Source organism: Aeromonas sp. R2-3 (genome assembly GCF_040908375.1).
Taxonomy (GTDB): domain Bacteria; phylum Pseudomonadota; class Gammaproteobacteria; order Enterobacterales; family Aeromonadaceae; genus Aeromonas; species Aeromonas veronii.
Window position 1 is genome coordinate 27,225 of sequence record NZ_JBFODP010000018.1, and the last position, 18,617, is coordinate 45,841.

The 18,617-nt window shown below is 60.6% G+C and carries 21 protein-coding genes; 15 read left to right on the top strand and 6 right to left on the bottom strand.

Annotated features, from left to right (window positions below; all coding sequences use genetic code 11):
* The first annotated feature begins 20 nt into the window (after positions 1 to 20).
* Complete coding sequence (locus AB5Z02_RS08205) at positions 21 to 1,325, top strand: NAD(P)/FAD-dependent oxidoreductase (protein ID WP_368215840.1); 1,305 nt, start codon at positions 21 to 23, stop codon at positions 1,323 to 1,325.
* A 239-nt stretch (positions 1,326 to 1,564) separates the two neighbouring features.
* Complete coding sequence (locus tag AB5Z02_RS08210; RefSeq protein ID WP_368215841.1) at positions 1,565 to 2,152, top strand: hypothetical protein; 588 nt, start codon at positions 1,565 to 1,567, stop codon at positions 2,150 to 2,152.
* Between the two features lie 49 nt (positions 2,153 to 2,201).
* On the opposite strand, the gene AB5Z02_RS08215 is transcribed toward AB5Z02_RS08210, so the two are convergent.
* The 3 genes from AB5Z02_RS08215 to cutA form a co-directional block, all read right to left on the bottom strand.
* On the bottom strand, positions 2,202 to 2,615 hold the full coding sequence (locus AB5Z02_RS08215; protein ID WP_335830818.1) for a hypothetical protein: 414 nt from the start codon (positions 2,613 to 2,615) through the stop codon (positions 2,202 to 2,204).
* A 132-nt stretch (positions 2,616 to 2,747) separates the two neighbouring features.
* The gene (locus AB5Z02_RS08220; RefSeq protein WP_231721378.1) at positions 2,748 to 4,538 is read right to left on the bottom strand and encodes a protein-disulfide reductase DsbD; all 1,791 of its coding nucleotides are present in this window, start codon (positions 4,536 to 4,538) and stop codon (positions 2,748 to 2,750) included.
* Complete coding sequence (gene cutA / locus AB5Z02_RS08225; protein ID WP_151285911.1) at positions 4,535 to 4,852, bottom strand: divalent-cation tolerance protein CutA; 318 nt, start codon at positions 4,850 to 4,852, stop codon at positions 4,535 to 4,537. Before cutA ends, AB5Z02_RS08220 begins: the two co-directional genes overlap by 4 nt.
* 244 nt (positions 4,853 to 5,096) lie before the next feature.
* Here cutA and AB5Z02_RS08230 point away from each other — a divergent pair, with 244 nt between their 5' ends.
* Complete coding sequence (locus AB5Z02_RS08230; protein ID WP_005362699.1) at positions 5,097 to 5,453, top strand: hypothetical protein; 357 nt, start codon at positions 5,097 to 5,099, stop codon at positions 5,451 to 5,453.
* A 162-nt stretch (positions 5,454 to 5,615) separates the two neighbouring features.
* Here AB5Z02_RS08230 and AB5Z02_RS08235 read toward each other — a convergent pair whose 3' ends face one another.
* On the bottom strand, positions 5,616 to 6,062 hold the full coding sequence (locus tag AB5Z02_RS08235; RefSeq protein ID WP_005335423.1) for a PACE efflux transporter: 447 nt from the start codon (positions 6,060 to 6,062) through the stop codon (positions 5,616 to 5,618).
* A gap of 125 nt (positions 6,063 to 6,187) precedes the next feature.
* Here AB5Z02_RS08235 and AB5Z02_RS08240 point away from each other — a divergent pair, with 125 nt between their 5' ends.
* Entirely contained in the window at positions 6,188 to 7,069 is an 882-nt protein-coding gene (locus AB5Z02_RS08240) for a LysR family transcriptional regulator (RefSeq protein WP_368215842.1), read from the top strand.
* Between the two features lie 6 nt (positions 7,070 to 7,075).
* On the opposite strand, the gene ygfZ is transcribed toward AB5Z02_RS08240, so the two are convergent.
* Positions 7,076 to 7,984, bottom strand: a complete 909-nt coding sequence (gene ygfZ / locus AB5Z02_RS08245) for a tRNA-modifying protein YgfZ (protein ID WP_368215843.1) — start codon at positions 7,982 to 7,984, stop codon at positions 7,076 to 7,078.
* A gap of 111 nt (positions 7,985 to 8,095) precedes the next feature.
* Here ygfZ and AB5Z02_RS08250 point away from each other — a divergent pair, with 111 nt between their 5' ends.
* Both AB5Z02_RS08250 and AB5Z02_RS08255 read left to right on the top strand, forming a co-directional pair.
* Positions 8,096 to 8,365 (top strand): succinate dehydrogenase assembly factor 2, encoded by a 270-nt coding sequence (locus AB5Z02_RS08250; protein WP_005335417.1) that lies wholly within the window; start codon positions 8,096 to 8,098, stop codon positions 8,363 to 8,365.
* A 19-nt stretch (positions 8,366 to 8,384) separates the two neighbouring features.
* Positions 8,385 to 8,777 (top strand): protein YgfX, encoded by a 393-nt coding sequence (locus AB5Z02_RS08255; RefSeq protein WP_368215844.1) that lies wholly within the window; start codon positions 8,385 to 8,387, stop codon positions 8,775 to 8,777.
* Positions 8,778 to 8,932: 155 nt separating this feature from the next.
* Here the strand turns inward: AB5Z02_RS08255 and nadB are convergent, their stop codons facing one another.
* Complete coding sequence (nadB, locus tag AB5Z02_RS08260) at positions 8,933 to 10,540, bottom strand: L-aspartate oxidase (RefSeq protein WP_005335413.1); 1,608 nt, start codon at positions 10,538 to 10,540, stop codon at positions 8,933 to 8,935.
* A gap of 182 nt (positions 10,541 to 10,722) precedes the next feature.
* On the opposite strand from nadB, the gene rpoE reads away from it, so the two are divergent.
* The 9 genes from rpoE to recO all read left to right on the top strand — a co-directional run bounded on the left by rpoE (position 10,723) and on the right by recO (position 18,602).
* Entirely contained in the window at positions 10,723 to 11,304 is a 582-nt protein-coding gene (gene rpoE, locus AB5Z02_RS08265) for an RNA polymerase sigma factor RpoE (protein WP_005335411.1), read from the top strand.
* A gap of 22 nt (positions 11,305 to 11,326) precedes the next feature.
* Positions 11,327 to 11,929 (top strand): sigma-E factor negative regulatory protein, encoded by a 603-nt coding sequence (locus AB5Z02_RS08270; protein ID WP_368215845.1) that lies wholly within the window; start codon positions 11,327 to 11,329, stop codon positions 11,927 to 11,929.
* A 21-nt stretch (positions 11,930 to 11,950) separates the two neighbouring features.
* On the top strand, positions 11,951 to 12,931 hold the full coding sequence (locus tag AB5Z02_RS08275) for a MucB/RseB C-terminal domain-containing protein (RefSeq protein ID WP_005335407.1): 981 nt from the start codon (positions 11,951 to 11,953) through the stop codon (positions 12,929 to 12,931).
* Between the two features lie 93 nt (positions 12,932 to 13,024).
* On the top strand, positions 13,025 to 13,486 hold the full coding sequence (locus AB5Z02_RS08280; RefSeq protein ID WP_139428717.1) for a SoxR reducing system RseC family protein: 462 nt from the start codon (positions 13,025 to 13,027) through the stop codon (positions 13,484 to 13,486).
* Positions 13,487 to 13,602: 116 nt separating this feature from the next.
* Positions 13,603 to 15,396: a translation elongation factor 4 gene (gene lepA / locus AB5Z02_RS08285; RefSeq protein WP_005335396.1), complete on the top strand. Its 1,794-nt coding sequence runs from the start codon at positions 13,603 to 13,605 to the stop codon at positions 15,394 to 15,396.
* Positions 15,397 to 15,399: 3 nt separating this feature from the next.
* A complete protein-coding gene (gene lepB / locus AB5Z02_RS08290) occupies positions 15,400 to 16,323 on the top strand; it encodes a signal peptidase I (RefSeq protein WP_005335395.1) in 924 nt (307 codons plus the stop codon).
* Positions 16,324 to 16,995: a ribonuclease III gene (gene rnc / locus AB5Z02_RS08295; protein WP_005335394.1), complete on the top strand. Its 672-nt coding sequence runs from the start codon at positions 16,324 to 16,326 to the stop codon at positions 16,993 to 16,995. It begins immediately after the preceding gene.
* Positions 16,992 to 17,891 (top strand): GTPase Era, encoded by a 900-nt coding sequence (gene era / locus AB5Z02_RS08300; RefSeq protein ID WP_005335393.1) that lies wholly within the window; start codon positions 16,992 to 16,994, stop codon positions 17,889 to 17,891. Before rnc ends, era begins: the two co-directional genes overlap by 4 nt.
* Positions 17,892 to 18,602, top strand: a complete 711-nt coding sequence (recO, locus tag AB5Z02_RS08305) for a DNA repair protein RecO (protein ID WP_005335391.1) — start codon at positions 17,892 to 17,894, stop codon at positions 18,600 to 18,602.
* The last annotated feature ends 15 nt before the right edge of the window (positions 18,603 to 18,617 follow it).

The window sequence follows — 18,617 nt, forward strand, 5'->3', positions numbered from 1 at the left end:
ACCAAGGCAGGATGCTGAGTATGCAGGCAGGAAAGCACAACGGATATCAGGAGCACGTCGCCTCCTACTACGCGGCCACCCGCAACGACTCGCAACAGTGGCCCGAGCTGGAGGGGGAGCACAAGGCTGACGTCTGCATCATCGGCGGCGGTTTTACCGGTCTCAATACCGCCATCAATCTGGCGGATGCCGGGTACAAGGTGGCCTTGCTGGAGGCCAACCGCATCGGCTGGGGCGCCTCTGGGCGCAACGGCGGTCAGCTTATTCGCGGTATCGGCCACGATACCAGCCAGTTCGCCCGCTGGATTGGCGAGCAAGGAGTGCGCGAGCTCGATTTGATGGGGTTGGAGGCGGTGCAACTGGTACGCGAGCGGGTCGAGCGTTTCAATATCGAGTGCGACCTCACCTGGGGTTACTGCGATCTGGCTACCCGTCAGCGCCATCTGGCAGGCTTCGAGGAAGATCTCGACCATCTGGCGAGCCTCGGCTATGAGCACGAACTCAAACTGGTGCCGCGGGAAGATATCCATAGCGTGGTGGGGTCGGATCGCTATATCGGCGGCCTTATCGACATGGGCTCCGGCCATCTCCATCCCCTCAATCTGGCGCTCGGCGAGGCGCGCGCCGCCGCCAGCCTCGGGGTTTCCCTGTTTGAACACTCCAGAGTGACCCATATCGATTACGGCAAGCAGGTAGAGGTGACCACGGCTCATGGGCGGGTCACTGCCGACTATCTGGTGATCGGTTGCAACGCCTACCTCAACGACCTCAATCCGGAGCTGGGCGGGCGGGTGCTGCCGGCCGGTTCTTACATCCTTGCCACCGAGGTGCTGGATCGCCGCTTGCGCCAGCGCTTGCTGCCGCAAAACATGGCGGTGTGCGATCAGAACGTGGCGCTTGACTACTACCGCCTCTCCGCCGACGGTCGCCTGCTGTTTGGCGGGGCCTGCAACTACTCGGGAAGGGATCCCCGCGACATCAAGGCCTTCATGTTGCCCAAGATGCTGCGGGTCTTCCCCGAGCTGGCTGGCACCGCCATCGAGTTTCAGTGGGGCGGGATGATCGGGATCGGCGCCAACCGGCTGCCGCAGATTGGCCGTCTCAAGGAGCATCCCAATGTGCTCTACGCCCAGGCCTACTCGGGGCACGGCCTCAATGCCACCCATATGGCGGGCAAGCTGGTAGCCGAGGCGATCCGCGGTGAGAGCCGGGGTTTCGATCTCTTCGCCAGCGTGCCTCACATCACTTTCCCGGGTGGCCCGGCGTTGCGCTCCCCGCTGTTGGCACTGGGTATGCTGTGGCACCGGATGAAGGATATCTTCTGACCCCCATTGTCAGCCTGCGCAGTGATGGCTGAACGCCAGCCCCCTTGCCAACCTCTTGTTTATAGCGGGTTAGCACTATCGTTCCGCCTGATAGACCAAAAGATGCGTTCGCGCCAATCTCGTCCAGTTGGCGCTATCTTTTAGGTGTGAGAGCGGTTATCTGCCAAGGGGACGAGGGTGTGTCTGCTTGCCGGAATACTTGCCGAGAAAGAGCTGAGGACGGGGAGAGGAGGGCCAAGATGGAGATAAATGTGGTCGCGTCAGGCGGGCTCAGCCCGCTGGCGCAACGGCAGGGTTCTCCCGCCGTGCAGGCACAGGAGCGGGCTGCGACTTCACCATCAACGGGCAGTGACAGCCTGGTGCGCGACCTTGGCGCTGTGCTGGATGAGCTGGGGCTGTCACCGCAAGGGGAGAGCAGCGGCGGTGGCACTGTTTCAATCAGGGATTCGCTGGAAGCGTTCATCAACACCATGATGGGCTCCCTGCAACAGCAGCAGGAGCAACAGTTGGCATTGCAGCAACAACAGCGGCAAGAACAGGAACAGCGAAAGATTTCGCTCGCCGACAACAGCGAGAGCCCGCTGAAACGGGATCTGGCGCGTCTGCTGGAGACGCTGGCTCAGCAAGACGGGAAGGACAAAGAGAGCAGCCAAGGGGGGCAGAACGACGCGATTGACCCCTTGCAGAGCCAGCTGACCAAGCTGCTGGAGAGCAGCGGTGCGGCAGATAGCGGGATCACCCTCAAGGATGTGCTGTCAGGGTTGGCCAGCAAGCTGCCGGGTGAACCCGCAGACCAAAAAGGGTATCGGGTCGATACCCAAGTCTGAGCTGGTCAATCACGGCAGAGCTTGCAGAGAGTAAGGGGCGGGGAGCCCTTTATTGCGCCGGTTCAGCCAGTCGCCACCCCTGTTCGCCCTTCATCATCCACACCTCCGCCTCTTGCGGCAGCACCTGGCCCGCCTCGAACTCGCCATATTTGCGCTCGAGCTCCATCAATTCCATCTCCTGCTGGAAGGGGCCAACCCGGTCGTAGACCAGATCCTCGTCGTGCAACACCTGCAACTGATCGAGCCCCTGCTTGAAGTGGAGCTGGTAACTCACCTTGACCAGATAGACCCCCTCCATCCGCTCCTCCTTGCCGAGGATGGTGAAGTCGCTGATATCGAACAGGTTGGCGTCTGTCTCGGCCAGCAGCTTGGCGGTGACCTGCTGGCGGATATCCTCTTCACCGGGCCCTGCACTGCAGCCATAAAGCCAGAGGGCTAGCAGGGGGATGAACCACTTTTTCATCAAAACTCCGGACGGGCGAGACAATCGAAGGGCAAATTCTGCCATGCTGCCGGTCATATACAAGGGATTGCCAGAAAAATCAGTGCGTAACGTATAAGGCTGCCCCCTGTCTGTCTACAGGGGCGCCGTTGGTCAGCGTAGCTGATCGAGCCTGCCCAGAAACTCCGCCGGCCCCATAAAACCGGTGACCCGCTGGCCTGTCAGCTCCTTGCCCTCGCGGTCGAAGAAGATGAGGGTCGGCAGCCCCAGCACATTGAGGCCGTTGAGCAGCTCGATATCGGCATCGTCGTTGGCGGTAACATCCGCCTGCAGCAGCACCATCTGGCCGAAGCGCTCCCGCACAGCTGGATCGCTGAAGGTCTTGTGCTCGAACTCCTTGCAGGCGACGCACCAGTCGGCGTAGAGGTCGAGCAGCACCGGCTTGCCGCGGGCGGCGGCCAGCTGCACCTTGAGATCATCCAGCGTCTTGACGCGGATAAACTGCGGCGCCGTTTGACTGGCATCCGTCGTGATGGCAGCAGGGGGGGCCGGTTGCAGTAGATCCTTGCCCACTACCACGGCGCTGATCATCGCCAGCAACAGCACGAAGCCGCGCACGCTTTTGGCCACCGAGTGGGGTTGGTGCTGGTTGTGGTGATAGAGGTAGCCGCACAACAGCAGCCCCCAGCCGAGCCAGGCGAGAGTGGCAATCTGATCGCTCCAGAGCCGTGACAGCAGCAGGATCGGCACTGCCAGCAGGGCAAAACCAAACAGCTGCTTGATCACATCCATCCAGGCGCCCGCCTTGGGCAGCAGCTTGCCACCCGAGGTGCCGAGCAGCAGCAACGGCAGACCCATCCCCAGTGACAGCGCATAGAGCGCAGCCCCGCCGAGCCAGAGGTCACCGCTCTGTGCAACATAAATCAGTGCCCCCGAGAGCGGCGCCGTGGTGCAGGGGGAGCAGACCAGCCCGGAGATCATCCCCATGATGGCGACCCCGACTACAGAGCCGCCCTGCTGGCGGTTGGAGAGACCGGAGAGCCGGGTTTGCAAACTGCTCGGCAGTTGCAGGGTGTAGAGCCCGAACATGGAGAGGGCCAGCAGCACGAACATCACCGAGAGGGCGATCAGCACATAGGGATGTTGCAGCGCCGCCTGGAATTTCAGACCCGCCGAGGCCACTACCAGCCCCAGCAAGGTGTAGGTGACCGCCATCCCCTGCACATAGACAAAGGAGAGCAGGAAGGCGCGACCGGTGGAGAGGCGATGGCCGGCACCGGCGATGATGCCGGTCAGGATTGGGTACATGGGGAAGACGCAGGGGGTGAAGGCGAGCCCCAGCCCCAGTGCGAAGAAGGCGACGATGCTGAGCCAGAACCCCTGATTGCCGAGGGCTGCGGCCAGCTGATCTTGCTGGCTAACCGGTGCGACGCTTTGTGCCGTTTCAGCAGTGGACGCTGTGGTTGCCGTGACCAGCGGGGCCACATCGATCAGCTTGTCGGTCGGCGGGTAGCAGAGGCCGTCGGTACAGCCCTGATAGCGCACCCGCAGGGTGGCATTTTCCCCCACCTCCTTTAGCGGCACCGCGATGCTCACCTGCTGGTAGTAGACCCGGGTCTTGCCGAAGAAGTCATCCTCGTGCTCGGTGCCTTCTGGCAGGGTCGGCTCGCTGAAGGTGAGGTTGTTCCCCTTGAAGCGCAGGCTATGGCGATAGAGGTAGTAGTCGTCGGCGATGTGGAGGGTTAGCAGCAGCTGATCGCCACGCTGTTCGCTCTCGATCTGAAAGGCCTCATCGACCTGCAAAAATTTGGGTTTGGCATTGGCCTCAATGCCCAGCGAGCTGAGCAGATCGGCGCCACTGGCGTGGGCTGGGGCGCTGCCCACCGCTGTCATCAACAGGGCACAGAGCAGCAGCAGGGGGGAGAGCAAGCGGGTGAACGTCATGAGGTCTCCCCATTGATCCAGTCGAGATAGGCAGGTAGTCCGGCACTCACCGGCAGGGCCAGCAGCTCGGGCACCTCATAGGGGTGATTGGCTTGAATACATGCCTGCAGCTCGGCAAAGAGTGGCTGGCGGGATTTGATGATGAGCTGGATCTCGGTGGCGCGCTCTACCTTGCCTTGCCAACGATAGACGGAGGTAATGCCCGGCAGTTGATTGATGCAGGCGGCCAGTCGCTGGTTCAGCAGCTGTTCGCAGAGAAGGTCGGCACTGGTTTGATCTGGGCAGGTGCAGAGCACCACAATGGCGTCGGTCATAAAGCGGATCTTCACCTCGTTGGGGTAAACCGGGCAGGCGCCCTTGCCGTGTCATCCCTGTCTGCGGATGAAGGTGAAAAAAGCGCCCGAAAATCAGCGGCTACTATACCCCAGAGGCGCTTCAAATAGCATCTGTAGCCATTTGTGAGCCAGCGCCAAAAATTTGTGGGGGGCATGAGATAGACGCTGTCATGGGGACAGGGCAGAATGAGCGGGCTTGTTCCCAATTGACGTAAGGAAATGTATGACCCAACAGAATGAGCAGCAGAGAAACCGCATGTTGAGCCTGCTGCGCGAAGGTGAGCGCCGCATGTTGGTTCAATTGGCCGGGCTGCTGCGCACGACCGCCGATGAAATCAATGCCGAGCTGGAGAAAGAGGAGCTGATGGCCACCCTGGAGCAGCCCATCACGGTGGAGTATCTCAACGGCGTGGTGCAGCACCATCTGTTCGAGCGCAAACACAAGGGAGATATGGCGGTTGCCCAGCAGATCCTGAGCGATTATCAGAGCGAGTTGGAAGCGCTGCAGGCTGCCCAGGCCCAGCCTGAAGAGGCTGCCGCTGCCGACGAGAGCGGCGAAGAGCTCAAGGCCCAGGCTTGAGCGACGGGCAGGCCTGAATCCTTACCTCTGAATCAGCCGGCCTGCCAGCGCTGATCCCTGTTGCGGCCCCATCATGTCTGCCATGGTGGGGCCGTATCGTTTCTTCTGTTGCCTTCCCTCGTTGACCTTCACTTCTCGGTTTCAATCCAACGGATTCGTGCCTTAGCGCGCCTCTTGGGGCATGCCGTGCGGCACTTCGCGGGGGATGGGGAACACCTTGTCATAGCCCCAGTTGTAGACGAAGGCATAGATCAGGTAGAAGACGACGAAGCCCAGATCCAGCACCAGCGCCTCCAGCATGCTGACGCTCAGCCACCAGGACATGACCGGCAGCGCGACGATCAGCAGACCGCCCTCAAAGCCGAAGGTATGCAGCACCCGTTGCCACAGGGTCTTGTGGGTATGGCCCTGATATTTCAGCAGCAGCTTGTCGACCCCGATGTTGTAGATGTAGTTCCAGACCGTGGCCAGCACCGAGAAGAACAGTGCCAGCGGGCCCATATGGTTGAGCCCGACCCCGGTAACCCAGCTGGCCAGCGGGGCGGCAATCAGCAGGCCAATGAATTCAAAGCCAATGGCATGGCGCAGGCGATCGTTACGGGTACGCATAAGTCACTCTCTCAATCAGATTTATTCACGGATTGCTGGTTAATCTATAGATCTTTAGCGATAGATTCATGTTGGTATCCATCGCTAAAATAGATGGATGAGAGAGCTTGCCGGAGGGCCATAAGATGACGCTATCACTGGAACAACTGAGGATCTTGCTGGCGGCCGCCGAAACCGGCTCGTTTTCCGCTGCCGCCCGCAAGCTGGGCAAGGCGCAGTCGGTGGTGAGCAGCGCCATCGCCAATCTGGAGATCGATCTGGCGCTCACCCTGTTTGACCGCAGCGGCCGCTATCCGCAGCTGACGGAGGCGGGGGCCCGCATGGTGCAGGAGGCGGGGATCCTGCTGGCGCAGAGTGAACGATTGCAATCCATTGCCGGGGAGCTGGCGGCCGGGGTGGAGACGCGGCTCACTCTGGCCATCGATGATGACTCCCACCTCCCCTGGCTCGGCACCCTGCTGGAGGAGTTCGCCACTCGTTACCCGACCGTGGAGCTGGAGCTGCTCTTCCCGCTGATGGAGGATGTGACCGAGATGCTGGTGACCGGCCGGGCCCAGCTCGGCATCAGCTATCAGAAGGTGCATCCCCAGCGGGAGATAGTCGCCCGTTCACTGGGGGAGGTGACCATGCCGCTGGTGGTGTCACCGGATCATCCGTTGGCTCGCAAGCGGCCGCTGCGGGAGGTCGACCTGCAGGGGGCACGTCAGCTGATGGTGACCGGCCGACGGGAAGGGAGCGAGCGCCAGCGTTTTCGCATCTCGGCTCAGGTGTGGTGGGTCGAGGGGGATCTCGGGGTGCTGGAGCTGGTCAAGCGGGGCCTTGGCTGGTCCGCCATTCCGGAATTTCTGCTGCATCAACCGTTGGCGCGGGGTGAAGTGGTGGTGCTGGAGCCGGACTTTATCGCCAGCCACGCGCTGGCGCTGGAGCTGCAGTGGCATCGCGCCCGCCCGCTGGGGCAGGCGGGGCGCTGGCTGAAGGAGGCACTGCTGGCGCGCGTGCCTCGCTAGCCGACCTTACTCGGTCAGGGCGTAAGGCAGGGGTTGCAGGGTGAGGCGGGAGCCTTCGTCCTGCTTGAGGCGGAATTGGGCGTCAGCCTCGGTATCTTTCGGCAGTACGGCGGTGAGCCACACCTGCCCGGCCTGTTGCCAGGCGTTGAGCACCATGCCGCTGCGGCGCCAGTTGTCACCCAGTTGCAGCTCCAGAGTATCGCCGCTGGCAACCGGCTCGCCGGTAGTGCCCGCCAGCAGGAACAGGGCGCGGTTGTTGGCGCCGCGATACTTGGCGCGGGCCACCGTCTCCTGCCCCATGTAGCAGCCCTTGTTGAAGCTGATGCCGTCCAGTGCCTGCAGGTTGAGCATCTGCGGGATGAACTCCCCCTGATGTACCGCTTCCATGTGTGGCAGGCCTGCCTTGATCTCGAGCCCCCACCAGAGTGACTCGTCACCTTGCGGCAGGGCGTCGGCGTGCTGATTGCTCACCAGCAGCCAGCGATCCTGTTCAATCTTCACCGCTATGCCGCCGTCGATGAGACCGCTCTGCTCAAGGCCGAACTGGGCAGTGATCCAGCCATCGCTGCCCGTACCGGCGATCCCGGTGGCGTGGCGTTCGTCTGCGGCGATCTCGACCTTGGAGAAGACGGCAAATTTCTTCAGCTCCGGCAGCTGACGTTCCAACACTGAAGGGCTGGTCAGCAGCAGCAGGCTGTCGTCGAGGCAGAGCAGGCGGAAATTGCTCCACAGCTTGCCCTTGGGATCACAGTGGCCGCCCGGGGTCTGTTGCCCCGGTTGCAGGGCGTTGACATCACAGGTGACCTGACCTTGCAGATATTTGGCGCGATCCTGGCCGCTGATACGGGTGATGGCCAGCTTGGTCAGGGGGAAGCGGGTCGGCTCGGCAGGAAAAACAGGTGGTTGCAGGCTCACGATGGTATTCCAGAGAGAAAGTATGTGAGCTGCATGGTAAAGACGTAACTAATGTTTGTCAGCCGGAAAATCCAGCTGGTACCATCCCCCGGTCTTTGTAAGGAGAGTGCCATGTTGAGCCCAGTTGAAAAATCCCGCCTGAAGTGGGCCTGCCGTCGCGGTATGCTCGAGCTGGATGTGATCTTTATGCCCTTTTTCGAACACGAGTTCGACTCCCTGAGCGAAGCCGATCAGCAGACCTTTATCCGCCTGCTGGCGAGCGACGATCCGGATCTGTTCAAATGGTGCATGGGTCATGGTGTCCCTGCCGATCCCGCATTTGCCGCCATGATCCCGATGATCCTGGAGCGCAATCAGGCGCGCCACGACCGCCAGGGGTAATACCGTGGAGCGGGTGATCATGACGGTTCACCCCTCCCGCCATCAGCAATATTTGCTGGTGGCCCTCTTTCTGTTCCTGCTCTGGCCGGTGGCTGGCCTGATTGCCGGTTGGCAGTGGGCGCTGTTGCTGCCCGTCTGGCTGGTGGCGCTCTGGCTGAGCTGGCGGGCGCTCGCCGCGCCCCCGTTCGAGCTCGTCTGGGATGGCCAGTGGCTGCAGTGGCAAGGTCGTCGCTATCAGCTCGACAAGAAAAGCCGCATTCTGCCCGGCGCGCTCAGGCTGACGCTTTGTCCCGAGCAGCAAGAGAGTGGAGCTGTGTCGCCACGGCAACTGTGGCTCTTCTCCGACGCCCTTCCCCCCGAACATTACCGCCTGCTGGCACGAGCCATCCACTTTCTGCCGTCCCGGTACTGACGGAGTTTTCCCCGTGATGACCGTGTGCTGAGTTATCGCGATAAGCCGCAGCTATGTGGTTGAAGGTACTCTTTTTGTGGCTGAAAAGCGGTTGAAAACAAGTGACCCCGCCGGGGCGGGGTCACTGATTGCTGCAACGCTTTGCGGGAAAGGGATTAATCCCGCTCCGGGGTCAGCACGGTCGGTTTGGAGTCCGGCAGCATATCTGGATGATCCAGGTTGTAGTGCAGGCCGCGCGACTCCTTGCGCTGCAGGGCGCAGTTGACGATAAGTTCGGCCACCTGCAGCAGGTTACGCAGCTCCAGCAGGTTGTTGGAGACGCGGAAGTTGGCGTAGTACTCCTGCACCTCCTGCTTGAGCAGGTCGATGCGGCGCTTGGCGCGGGCCAGGCGTTTGTTGGTACGCACTATCCCCACGTAGTCCCACATCATCAGCCGCAGCTCGTGCCAGTTATGCTGGATCACCACCAGTTCGTCGGAATCTTCCACCTTGCTCTCGTCCCACACCGGCAGGCGCGGCGGCTCCACGCTCATCGGCAGCTTGGCCAGAATGTCGGCCCCCGCCTGATGGGCATAGACCACGCATTCCAGCAGGGAGTTGGAGGCCATGCGGTTGGCGCCGTGCAGACCGGTGTAGGTCACTTCACCGATGGCGTAGAGGCCGGGAATATCGGTCTGGCCGTTGTTGTCGATCATCACGCCGCCACAGGTGTAGTGGGCGGCCGGCACTATGGGCATCGGCTCCTTGGTGATGTCGATGCCAACCGCGAGGCAGCGTTCATAAATGGTCGGGAAGTGCTTGATGATGAAATCGGCCGGTTTGTGGCTGATATCCAGATACATGCAATCCGCCCCGAGCCGCTTCATCTCGTGGTCGATGGCGCGGGCGACGATGTCGCGCGGCGCCAGCTCGGCCCGCTCGTCAAACTCCGGCATAAAGCGGCTGCCGTCCGGGCGGCGCAGATAGGCCCCCTCGCCACGCAGCGCTTCGGTCAGCAGGAAGTTGGGGTCGTCCGGGTGGAACAGGCTGGTGGGGTGGAACTGGTTGAACTCCAGGTTCGCCACCCGGCAACCGGCCCGCCATGCCATGGCGATGCCATCGCCAGAGCTCACATCCGGGTTGGAGGTGTACTGGTAGACCTTGGAGGCACCACCGGTGGCCAGTGCCACGAAACGGGCGCGGATCACCTCGACCTGCTCGGCGTTGCGGTTCCAGACGTAGGCCCCCAGCACCTTGTTGCCCGGCAGGTTGAGCTTGCGGGTGGTGATGAGGTCGACCGCGTTGAAGCGCTCCATCAACTGGATATTGGGGTGAGCGCGCACCTGATCGATCAGGGTCAGTTGCACCGCCTTGCCGGTGGCGTCGGCCGCGTGGAAGATGCGGCGATGGCTGTGGCCCCCTTCCCGGGTGAGGTGGTACTGAGACTCGCCGTCGGCGTTCTCCTCCTGATCGAAGGGAACCCCTTGCTGAATGAGCCACTGGATGGACTCGCGGGCGTGGCGTGCGGTGAACTCGACCACTGCCGGGTCACACAACCCGGCGCCCGCGTTGAGCGTGTCGCTCACGTGGGATTCGATGCTGTCGGTTTCGTCGAAAACGGCAGCGATGCCTCCTTGCGCATAGAAAGTGGCCCCTTCACTGATGGGCCCCTTGCTCAGAACCAGGACTTTGGCGTGGTCTGCCAATCGCAACGCGAGGGACAAACCAGCGGCACCGCTGCCAATGATCAGTACATCGCAAAGGTATTCAACACTTGCTTTCATAAGTATCATTGGCCTGGATTAAGAACTGGCACCATGGTAGCCCAAGCGAGGGCGAGGATGCAGCCTGCATCACATTTTTTTCAATTGAAGCGAACTTTCTCTGATTCTCCCTGTCTGAACTTGTGCGCTTAGGAAGGGCCGGAAAAGAAAAACGATAACCTGATGGGGGTTTTACGGCTCTGATGAGCGACCAGAATCTACTGGACGAACAGCTGGTTGAACGGGTCCAGCGCGGCGATAAAGCAGCTTTCAACCTGTTGGTAAAAAAATACCAGCATAAGGTGGTCAACCTGGTTGCCAGGTATGTCAACAATCCCGGTGATGTGCCCGATGTGGCGCAAGAGGCCTTTATAAAAGCCTACCGTGCATTGCCGACATTCCGTGGCGAAAGTGCTTTTTACACCTGGTTGTACCGAATTGCCGTGAACACGGCGAAGAATTATCTCACCTCCCAGGGGCGCAGGCCGCCCAGCAGTGATGTGGAGGCTGACGAAGCGGAGTCTTATGGCGGTGGTGAAGCCTTGCAAGAGGTCTCAACCCCCGAAAACCTGGCGCTGACTGACGAGATCAAACGCACCGTGTTTTCAGCCATAGAGGCATTGCCGGAAGACCTGAGGACAGCTATCACCCTTCGCGAACTGGAAGGGCTGAGCTACGAAGAGATTGCCGAAATCATGGATTGCCCTGTGGGTACGGTCAGATCCCGTATCTTCCGGGCGAGGGAAGCAATCGATAAAAAGCTGCAACCTCTGATCGAGAATTAACTGGGGAAAGACGGGTTAACTTATGGCAAATAAAGAGCAAATCTCTGCCCTGATGGATGGTGACCTGAGTGACGCAGAGGTACTGAACGAGCTGGAGATGGACTCCGACTTGCAAGATACCTGGGGTCGTTACCACCTGATCGGCGATGCCATGCGGGGTGACCTGCCGGTCAATCTGCAACTGGATCTCAGTGACAGCATCATGGCTGCGCTGGAGGATGAGCCCACCATACTGGCACCCAAGCCGGTTGAGGTTCTGCCTGTGCTGAAACCTGTCGTTGCACCGGTCAAGACAGATGCCAATGTGGTTCCGTTGTTCCGCCGGGTCGGTCAGCAACTGGGTCAATATGCCATTGCGGCATCCGTGGCCGCTGCCGTTATCTTCGGGGTGCAGCAGTATCAGGGGCATGATGGCGTTCCGGCCAATCCGGTGCTCAATACCATTCCAATCGGTGGCAGTGCGGCACCGGTGAGTGTTCATTATCCGCAACAGGATGGTGCCCGCGCCCGTCAGCAGGGGCTGACCGAACAGCAGATGCAGGAGCAGCGGGAGCGGATCAATGCCTTCCTGCGTGACCACCAGTTGCAGCAGCGCCTGTTGCAAGACAGACAGATCCAACAATAACGAATTGTCAGGGATACAAACGTGCGCCAGTCCAGCCGTATTTTGCTGGCCTCTCTCCTGCTGATCAGTGCCAAGGCCTCGGCCGACGATAAGTCGGCCGAGGCCTTGTTGCAGCAGATGCAGAGTGCCGTGCAGCAACAGAATTTCGAGTTGTCCATGGTCAAGGCCCGTCAGGGGCGTCTTGAACCGATCCGGATCAGCCATGCCGTCATCAACGGCAAGGAAGTTGCCCACCTCAGTTACCTCGACGGCAAGGCGATCGAGTATCTCCAGCGCCAGAACGAATACACCTTCTTTGAAAACAGCCACGATCCCTACACCCTGAAGGATGCCCGCTTCCCCGGCATCTGGTCGACCCTGGTGAAGATGCCGCTGGCGCAGGTGCTGGAGAGCTATGATCCTGTGCTGGCCGGCCGCAGCCGGGTTGCCGGTGTGGTGGCACAGGTGGTGAGGCTGGTGCCTAAAGAGGCCGATAAATATGGTTTCGTGCTCTGGATTGACGAGCAGAGCCACTTGCTGCTGCGGATCGACATGGTCGAGCGGGAAGGCAATCTGGTGGAGCAGGTACTCGGTGTCGAGCTGGATCTGCAGAGCAAACCGGCCCCCTGGCTGGTGAAGCTGGCCAACAGTAAGCAGCCTCCGGCGCTGGCGTTGGAGGATGCCTACCCGGCGCCGCAACAGCAGTTGAACTGGCAGATCACCTGGTTGCCCGATGGCTTCAAGGTGCTGTCGCAAGACCGGCACCAGCTGGTGACCACCAGTATGCCGGTGGATTACATGATGCTCTCCGACGGGCTGGTGGATCTCTCGGTCTACGTCTCCCGGGTCGATCCCAAACAGGCGGTGCGCCAGCAGCTGATCCGCCAGGGGGCGACCTCGCTGGTGAGCTATGTCAACGAGGTGGGGGTCGAGATCACCGTGGTCGGCGAGGTGCCTGCCGAAACCGCCAAGCGCATCGCCGAGTCGGTCCAGCCGCTGGCCCGCAACGAAGCGGTGCAGTAACGGGGGATGTGGGGTTGTCCCCCGCTTGCCGAGCGTGGCGAGTCGTGGTCAGATCCCCTGACTGTGTGAACCCGAGGTGTTGCCGTGAATGAGATGAGTGAAGAGCTGGCGACCGTGGTGGCCATTGAGGGTGCCCATGCCTGGGTGGAGTGCGAGCGTCGCTCCGCCTGCAGTGGTTGTCAGCAGCAATCCAACTGCGGTACCGGCACCGTGGCCAAGGCGTTTCCCCTGAAAGCTCCCCGCTTGCGGGTCAGGCTGACCGCCGAGGTGCGGGTTGGCCAGCAAGTGAGGCTCGGTATCCCGCAGGAGAGTCTGCTGCGCGGGGCTGCGCTGGTCTATGTGCTGCCGCTTTTCTGCCTGTTGGCCGGCGCCTTGCTGGGGCAGCTCTGGCTGGCGCCGCTGCTCTCGGGCGGGGAGGGAATTACCATTCTCTGCTGCCTGCTGGGGGGCGTGCTGGGCTTTTTACTGGTTCGTTACTTTTCCAACCGCCTGGATCAGGGGCGCTACGGCCCGCAGATGCTCGGCGTGGTAGTCCCTGTCCGCATCCTCCCCTGACCGAACAGGCGCTATTTCACTGGCGCTGGCGACTAAAGAATGGCCGTCAGCCGGGTTATCCAGTAAAATCGCGCCTCCATAACTGACCTTAACTAATTTTGAGTGACTCTTGCTCGATGAAACACATTCGTAACTTTTCGATTATTGCGCACATCGACCACGGTAAATCGACCCTGTCGGACCGTCTGATCCAGACTTGCGGTGGCTTGTCCGACCGCGAGATGCAGGCTCAGGTGCTTGACTCCATGGATCTGGAGCGCGAGCGCGGCATTACCATCAAAGCACAGAGTGTGACCCTGAACTACCAGGCACAAGACGGTAACACCTACCAGCTGAACTTTATCGACACCCCGGGCCACGTGGATTTCTCCTACGAGGTCTCCCGCTCTTTGGCGGCCTGTGAAGGGGCGCTGCTGGTGGTGGATGCCGGCCAGGGGGTTGAGGCACAGACTCTGGCCAACTGCTATACCGCCATGGAAATGGATCTGGAAGTGGTGCCGGTGCTGAACAAGATTGACCTGCCGGCCGCAGAACCCGAGCGGGTTGCCGAGGAGATCGAAGACATCGTCGGTATCGACGCAGTCGATGCGGTGCGCTGCTCTGCCAAGACCGGCCTGGGTGTTGACCTAGTGCTGGAAGAGATCGTCGCCAAGATCCCGGCGCCGGAAGGTGATCCGGATGCCCCGCTGCAGGCGCTGATCATCGACTCCTGGTTCGACTCCTATCTGGGCGTTGTCTCTTTGGTGCGGATCAAGAACGGTTCCCTGAAGAAGAACGACAAGATCAAGGTGATGAGCACCGGTCAGGTGTGGGGTGTCGATCGTATCGGTATCTTCACGCCCAAGCAGGTGGATACCCAGGGTCTGGGCTGTGGCGAGGTAGGTTGGGTTGTCTGCGGTATCAAGGACATCCACGGCGCGCCGGTGGGCGATACCCTGACTCAGGCCAAGAACGGTGCCGACAAGGCGCTGGCTGGCTTCAAGAAGGTGAAGCCGCAGGTTTATGCGGGTCTGTTCCCCATCTCCAGCGATGACTATGAGTCGTTCCGTGACGCCCTCGACAAGCTCTCCCTGAACGATGCCTCCCTGTTCTTCGAACCGGAGAGCTCCACGGCGCTGGGCTTCGGCTTCCGTTGTGGCTTCCTCGGCATGCTGCACATGGAGATCATTCAGGAGCGTCTGGAGCGTGAATACGATCTGGATCTGATCACCACGGCGCCGACCGTAGTGTACGAGATCGAGCTGACCGACGGTTCCACCATCCACATCGACAGCCCGGCCCAGATGCCTGCCATCACCAGCATCAAGGAGATGCGCGAGCCGATCGCCGAGTGTCATATCCTGCTGCCGCAGGAGTACATGGGCAACGTGATCACCCTCTGTATCGAGAAGCGTGGCGTGCAGACCAACATGGTCTACCACGGCAAGCAGGTGGCACTGACCTATGAAATCCCGATGGCGGAAGTGGTGCTCGACTTCTTCGACCGTCTGAAGTCCACCAGTCGCGGTTACGCCTCGCTGGATTACGGCTTCAAGCGTTTCGAAACCTCCGACATGGTCCGTCTGGATATCATGATCAACGGTGAGCGCGTCGATGCCCTGGCTATCATCACCCACAAGGACAACGCCCAGTATCGCGGTCGTCAGGTGGTGGAGAAGATGCGCGAGCTGATCCCGCGCCAGATGTTCGATATCGCCATTCAGGCGGCCATCGGCAACCAGATCATCGCTCGCAGCACCGTCAAGGCACTGCGTAAAGACGTAACCGCCAAGTGCTACGGTGGTGACGTGAGTCGTAAGAAGAAACTGCTGAACAAGCAGAAAGAAGGTAAGAAGCGGATGAAGTCCCTCGGCCGTGTCGACGTGCCGCAGGAAGCCTTCCTCGCGATTCTCCACGTCGGAAAGGATTAATAGATGGCAAGCACGTTTTCCCTGATCCTGGTGGTGGTCTGCGCGATCACCGGTGTTATCTGGTGTCTGGACAAGATGATTTGGTCCAAGCAGCGCGCCGCCAAGATTGCCGTGGCTCGTGCCCATGGCGGTGCCCACCTGGATGAGAAGACTCTGGCCAAGGTCGCCCCCGTGCCGGTCTGGATTGAGCAGACCGCCGGGGTCTTCCCGGTCATCACCTTTGTGCTGATCCTGCGTTCGTTCATTTTTGAACCGTTCCAGATCCCGTCAGGTTCCATGATGCCCACCCTGCTGGTGGGCGACTTCATCCTGGTGGAAAAATTTGCCTATGGTCTGCGGGACCCGGTGACCAACACCAAGTTCCTCGAGACTGGCGAGCCCAAGCGTGGCGACGTGGTGGTGTTCAAGTATCCCCTTGAACCGCGCGTTGACTACATCAAGCGGGTGGTCGGCATGCCGGGTGATCGGGTCATCTATCGCAACAAGGAGCTGATGATCCGGCCCAAGTGCGAGGAGCAGGAAGGGAAAACGTGCCCGGGCTTCAAGAAGCTCGACGTCAAGTTTGAACAAAGAGGCGAATTTACCCAGATGGGGATCCCCCTTGACCGCTATACCGAGCAGTTGGGTGATGTCTCCCACGAGACCCTGCGCAATCCGCTGATGCCCGACATGGTTGGTCGTTACTATCGCCAGCCCGGCACCTACCCCGACGAGTGGGTGGTACCGGAAGGCCAGTATTTCGTGATGGGCGACAACCGCGACAACAGCACCGACAGCCGCTTCTGGGGCTTTGTGCCCGAGCAGAATCTGGTCGGCAAGGCGGTCGCTATCTGGATAAGTTTTGAATTCGAGCGCGAAGAAGGCTCCCTGCTGCCAAGTTGGGTACCGACAGGTGTGCGCTTCAACCGCATTGGCGGAATCAAGTAAATGAATATCAAGATGAACAGACTGCAGTCCCGTCTCGGGCATGTCTTTGCGGATCTGGAACTACTGACCCGGGCGCTGACTCACCGCAGCGCCGGTTCCCGTCACAATGAAAGACTGGAATTTCTGGGTGACTCGATTTTGAGTCTGGTGATTGCCGACGATCTGTTCCACCGCTTCCCGCAAGCGGCGGAAGGGGATCTCAGCCGGATGCGCGCCACCTTGGTGCGCGAGAAGACCTTGGCCGAACTGGGCCGGGAGTTTGACCTTGGTGATCACCTGATCCTCGGCCCCGGCGAACTCAAGAGCGGCGGTTTTCGCCGCGAATCCATTCTGGCCGACACGGTCGAGGCGGTGATCGGTGCCGTCTATCTGGATACCAATCTTGAGACGGTGCGGACACTGCTGCTGAGCTGGTATGCCAGCCGCCTGGAAGAGATCAAGCCGGGCATCGAGCAGAAAGATCCCAAGACCCGTCTGCAAGAAATTTTGCAGGGAAGCCGCAAATCCCTGCCGACCTACACTGTGACCAACGTCAAGGGCGAGGCCCACAACCAGGAGTTCACCGTCCAGTGTGACGTGGAAGGTCTGGATGGTCCCCTCGTCGGGGTCGGCACCAGCCGTCGCAAGGCCGAACAGGCCGCTGCGCAGCAAGCATTGGAAAAACTGTCATGACAGATACCACCTACTGCGGCTTTGTCGCCATCGTGGGCCGACCGAATGTGGGCAAGTCCACCCTGCTCAACAAGCTGCTTGGCCAGAAGGTCAGCATCACCTCGAAGAAGCCCCAGACCACCCGTCACCGGATTTTGGGGATCGACACCGAGGATAACTACCAGACCATCTATGTCGACACCCCGGGTCTGCACATTGAAGAGAAACGGGCCATCAACCGCCTGATGAACCGTGCCGCCACCAGTTCGCTGGGTGATGTGGCCATGGTGGTGTTCATGGTCGACGGTACCCACTGGACCAAAGATGACGAGATGGTGCTGGGCAAGCTGCGCAATCTCAAGTGCCCCGTGGTGCTGGCGGTCAACAAGATTGACAACGTCAAAGAGAAAGAAGATCTGCTGCCCCACCTCGAGTGGCTGGGCCAACAGATGAACTTCGCCCATATTCTGCCCATCAGTGCCGAAAAGGGCACCAACGTGGAGAAGATCCGCGAGTGGGCCAAGGATCTGCTGCCGGAAAACGTCCACTTCTTCCCGGAAGATTACGTGACCGACCGCTCGTCCCGCTTTATGGCCTCCGAAATCATCCGCGAGAAGCTGATGCGCTTCACCGGTGAGGAGCTGCCCTACTCGGTGACGGTGGAGATCGAGCGATTCAAGGTGGAAGAGAACGGCCTCTATCACATCCACGGCCTGATCCTGGTCGAGCGCGATGGCCAGAAGAAGATGGTCATCGGCAACAAGGGCGAGAAGATCAAGACCATCGGCACCGAGGCGCGCCTCGACATGGAACGTCTGTTCCAGAACAAGGTGCACCTCGAGCTGTGGGTCAAGGTCAAGTCGGGCTGGGCTGACGATGAGCGCGCCCTGCGCAGCCTCGGGTATGGCGACGACTGATTGCTGACCCCGGCTTTCGTCATCCACAGTCGGCCCTATCGGGAAACCAGCCAGCTGGTCGAGGTCTTCACCCAGGATAGTGGCCGATTTACTCTGGTGGCTCGCGGTTCTCGCGGGCCACGCTCCCCTCTCAAGGGGCTGCTGCAACCCTTTACCCTGCTCACCATCGCCTGGCGCGGCAAGGGCGATCTCAAGAACCTCACCCAGGTCGAATGCCCGGATCACTCCCTGCGTCTCGGCGGCGATCGCCTCTTCTACGGCCTCTATCTCAACGAGCTGGTCTACTACCTGCTGGAAGCGCACACCCCGTTCCCCGAAGTGTTCGATGCCTATGCCCGTGCCATCATGGCGCTGGCCGACGGCGAGACGCCGGAGCTGCCGCTGCGTCGCTTCGAGTTCCTGCTGTTGCAGGCGCTCGGCTATGCGGTGGATTTCGAATACACGGCGGACGACGAGTCGCCCATCGAGCCGACCCTGCTCTATGGCTTCGAGCGTGAATTGGGCTTTGTTGCTTGCGAGCGGGCGCCGGATCCCCGTACCCTGTTTCTCGGTGCCCACCTGCTCGCCTTTGCCGAGGGACGTTTCGATACCCCTCCCTTGCTGCAGGCGGCCAAACGTTTCAGCCGACTGGCACTGCAACCCTATCTGGGCAAGCGCCAGCTAAAGAGCCGGGAGCTGTTTTTAAAACGCAAGGCCAGTATGCAAGGCTGACACAGATTACAGACA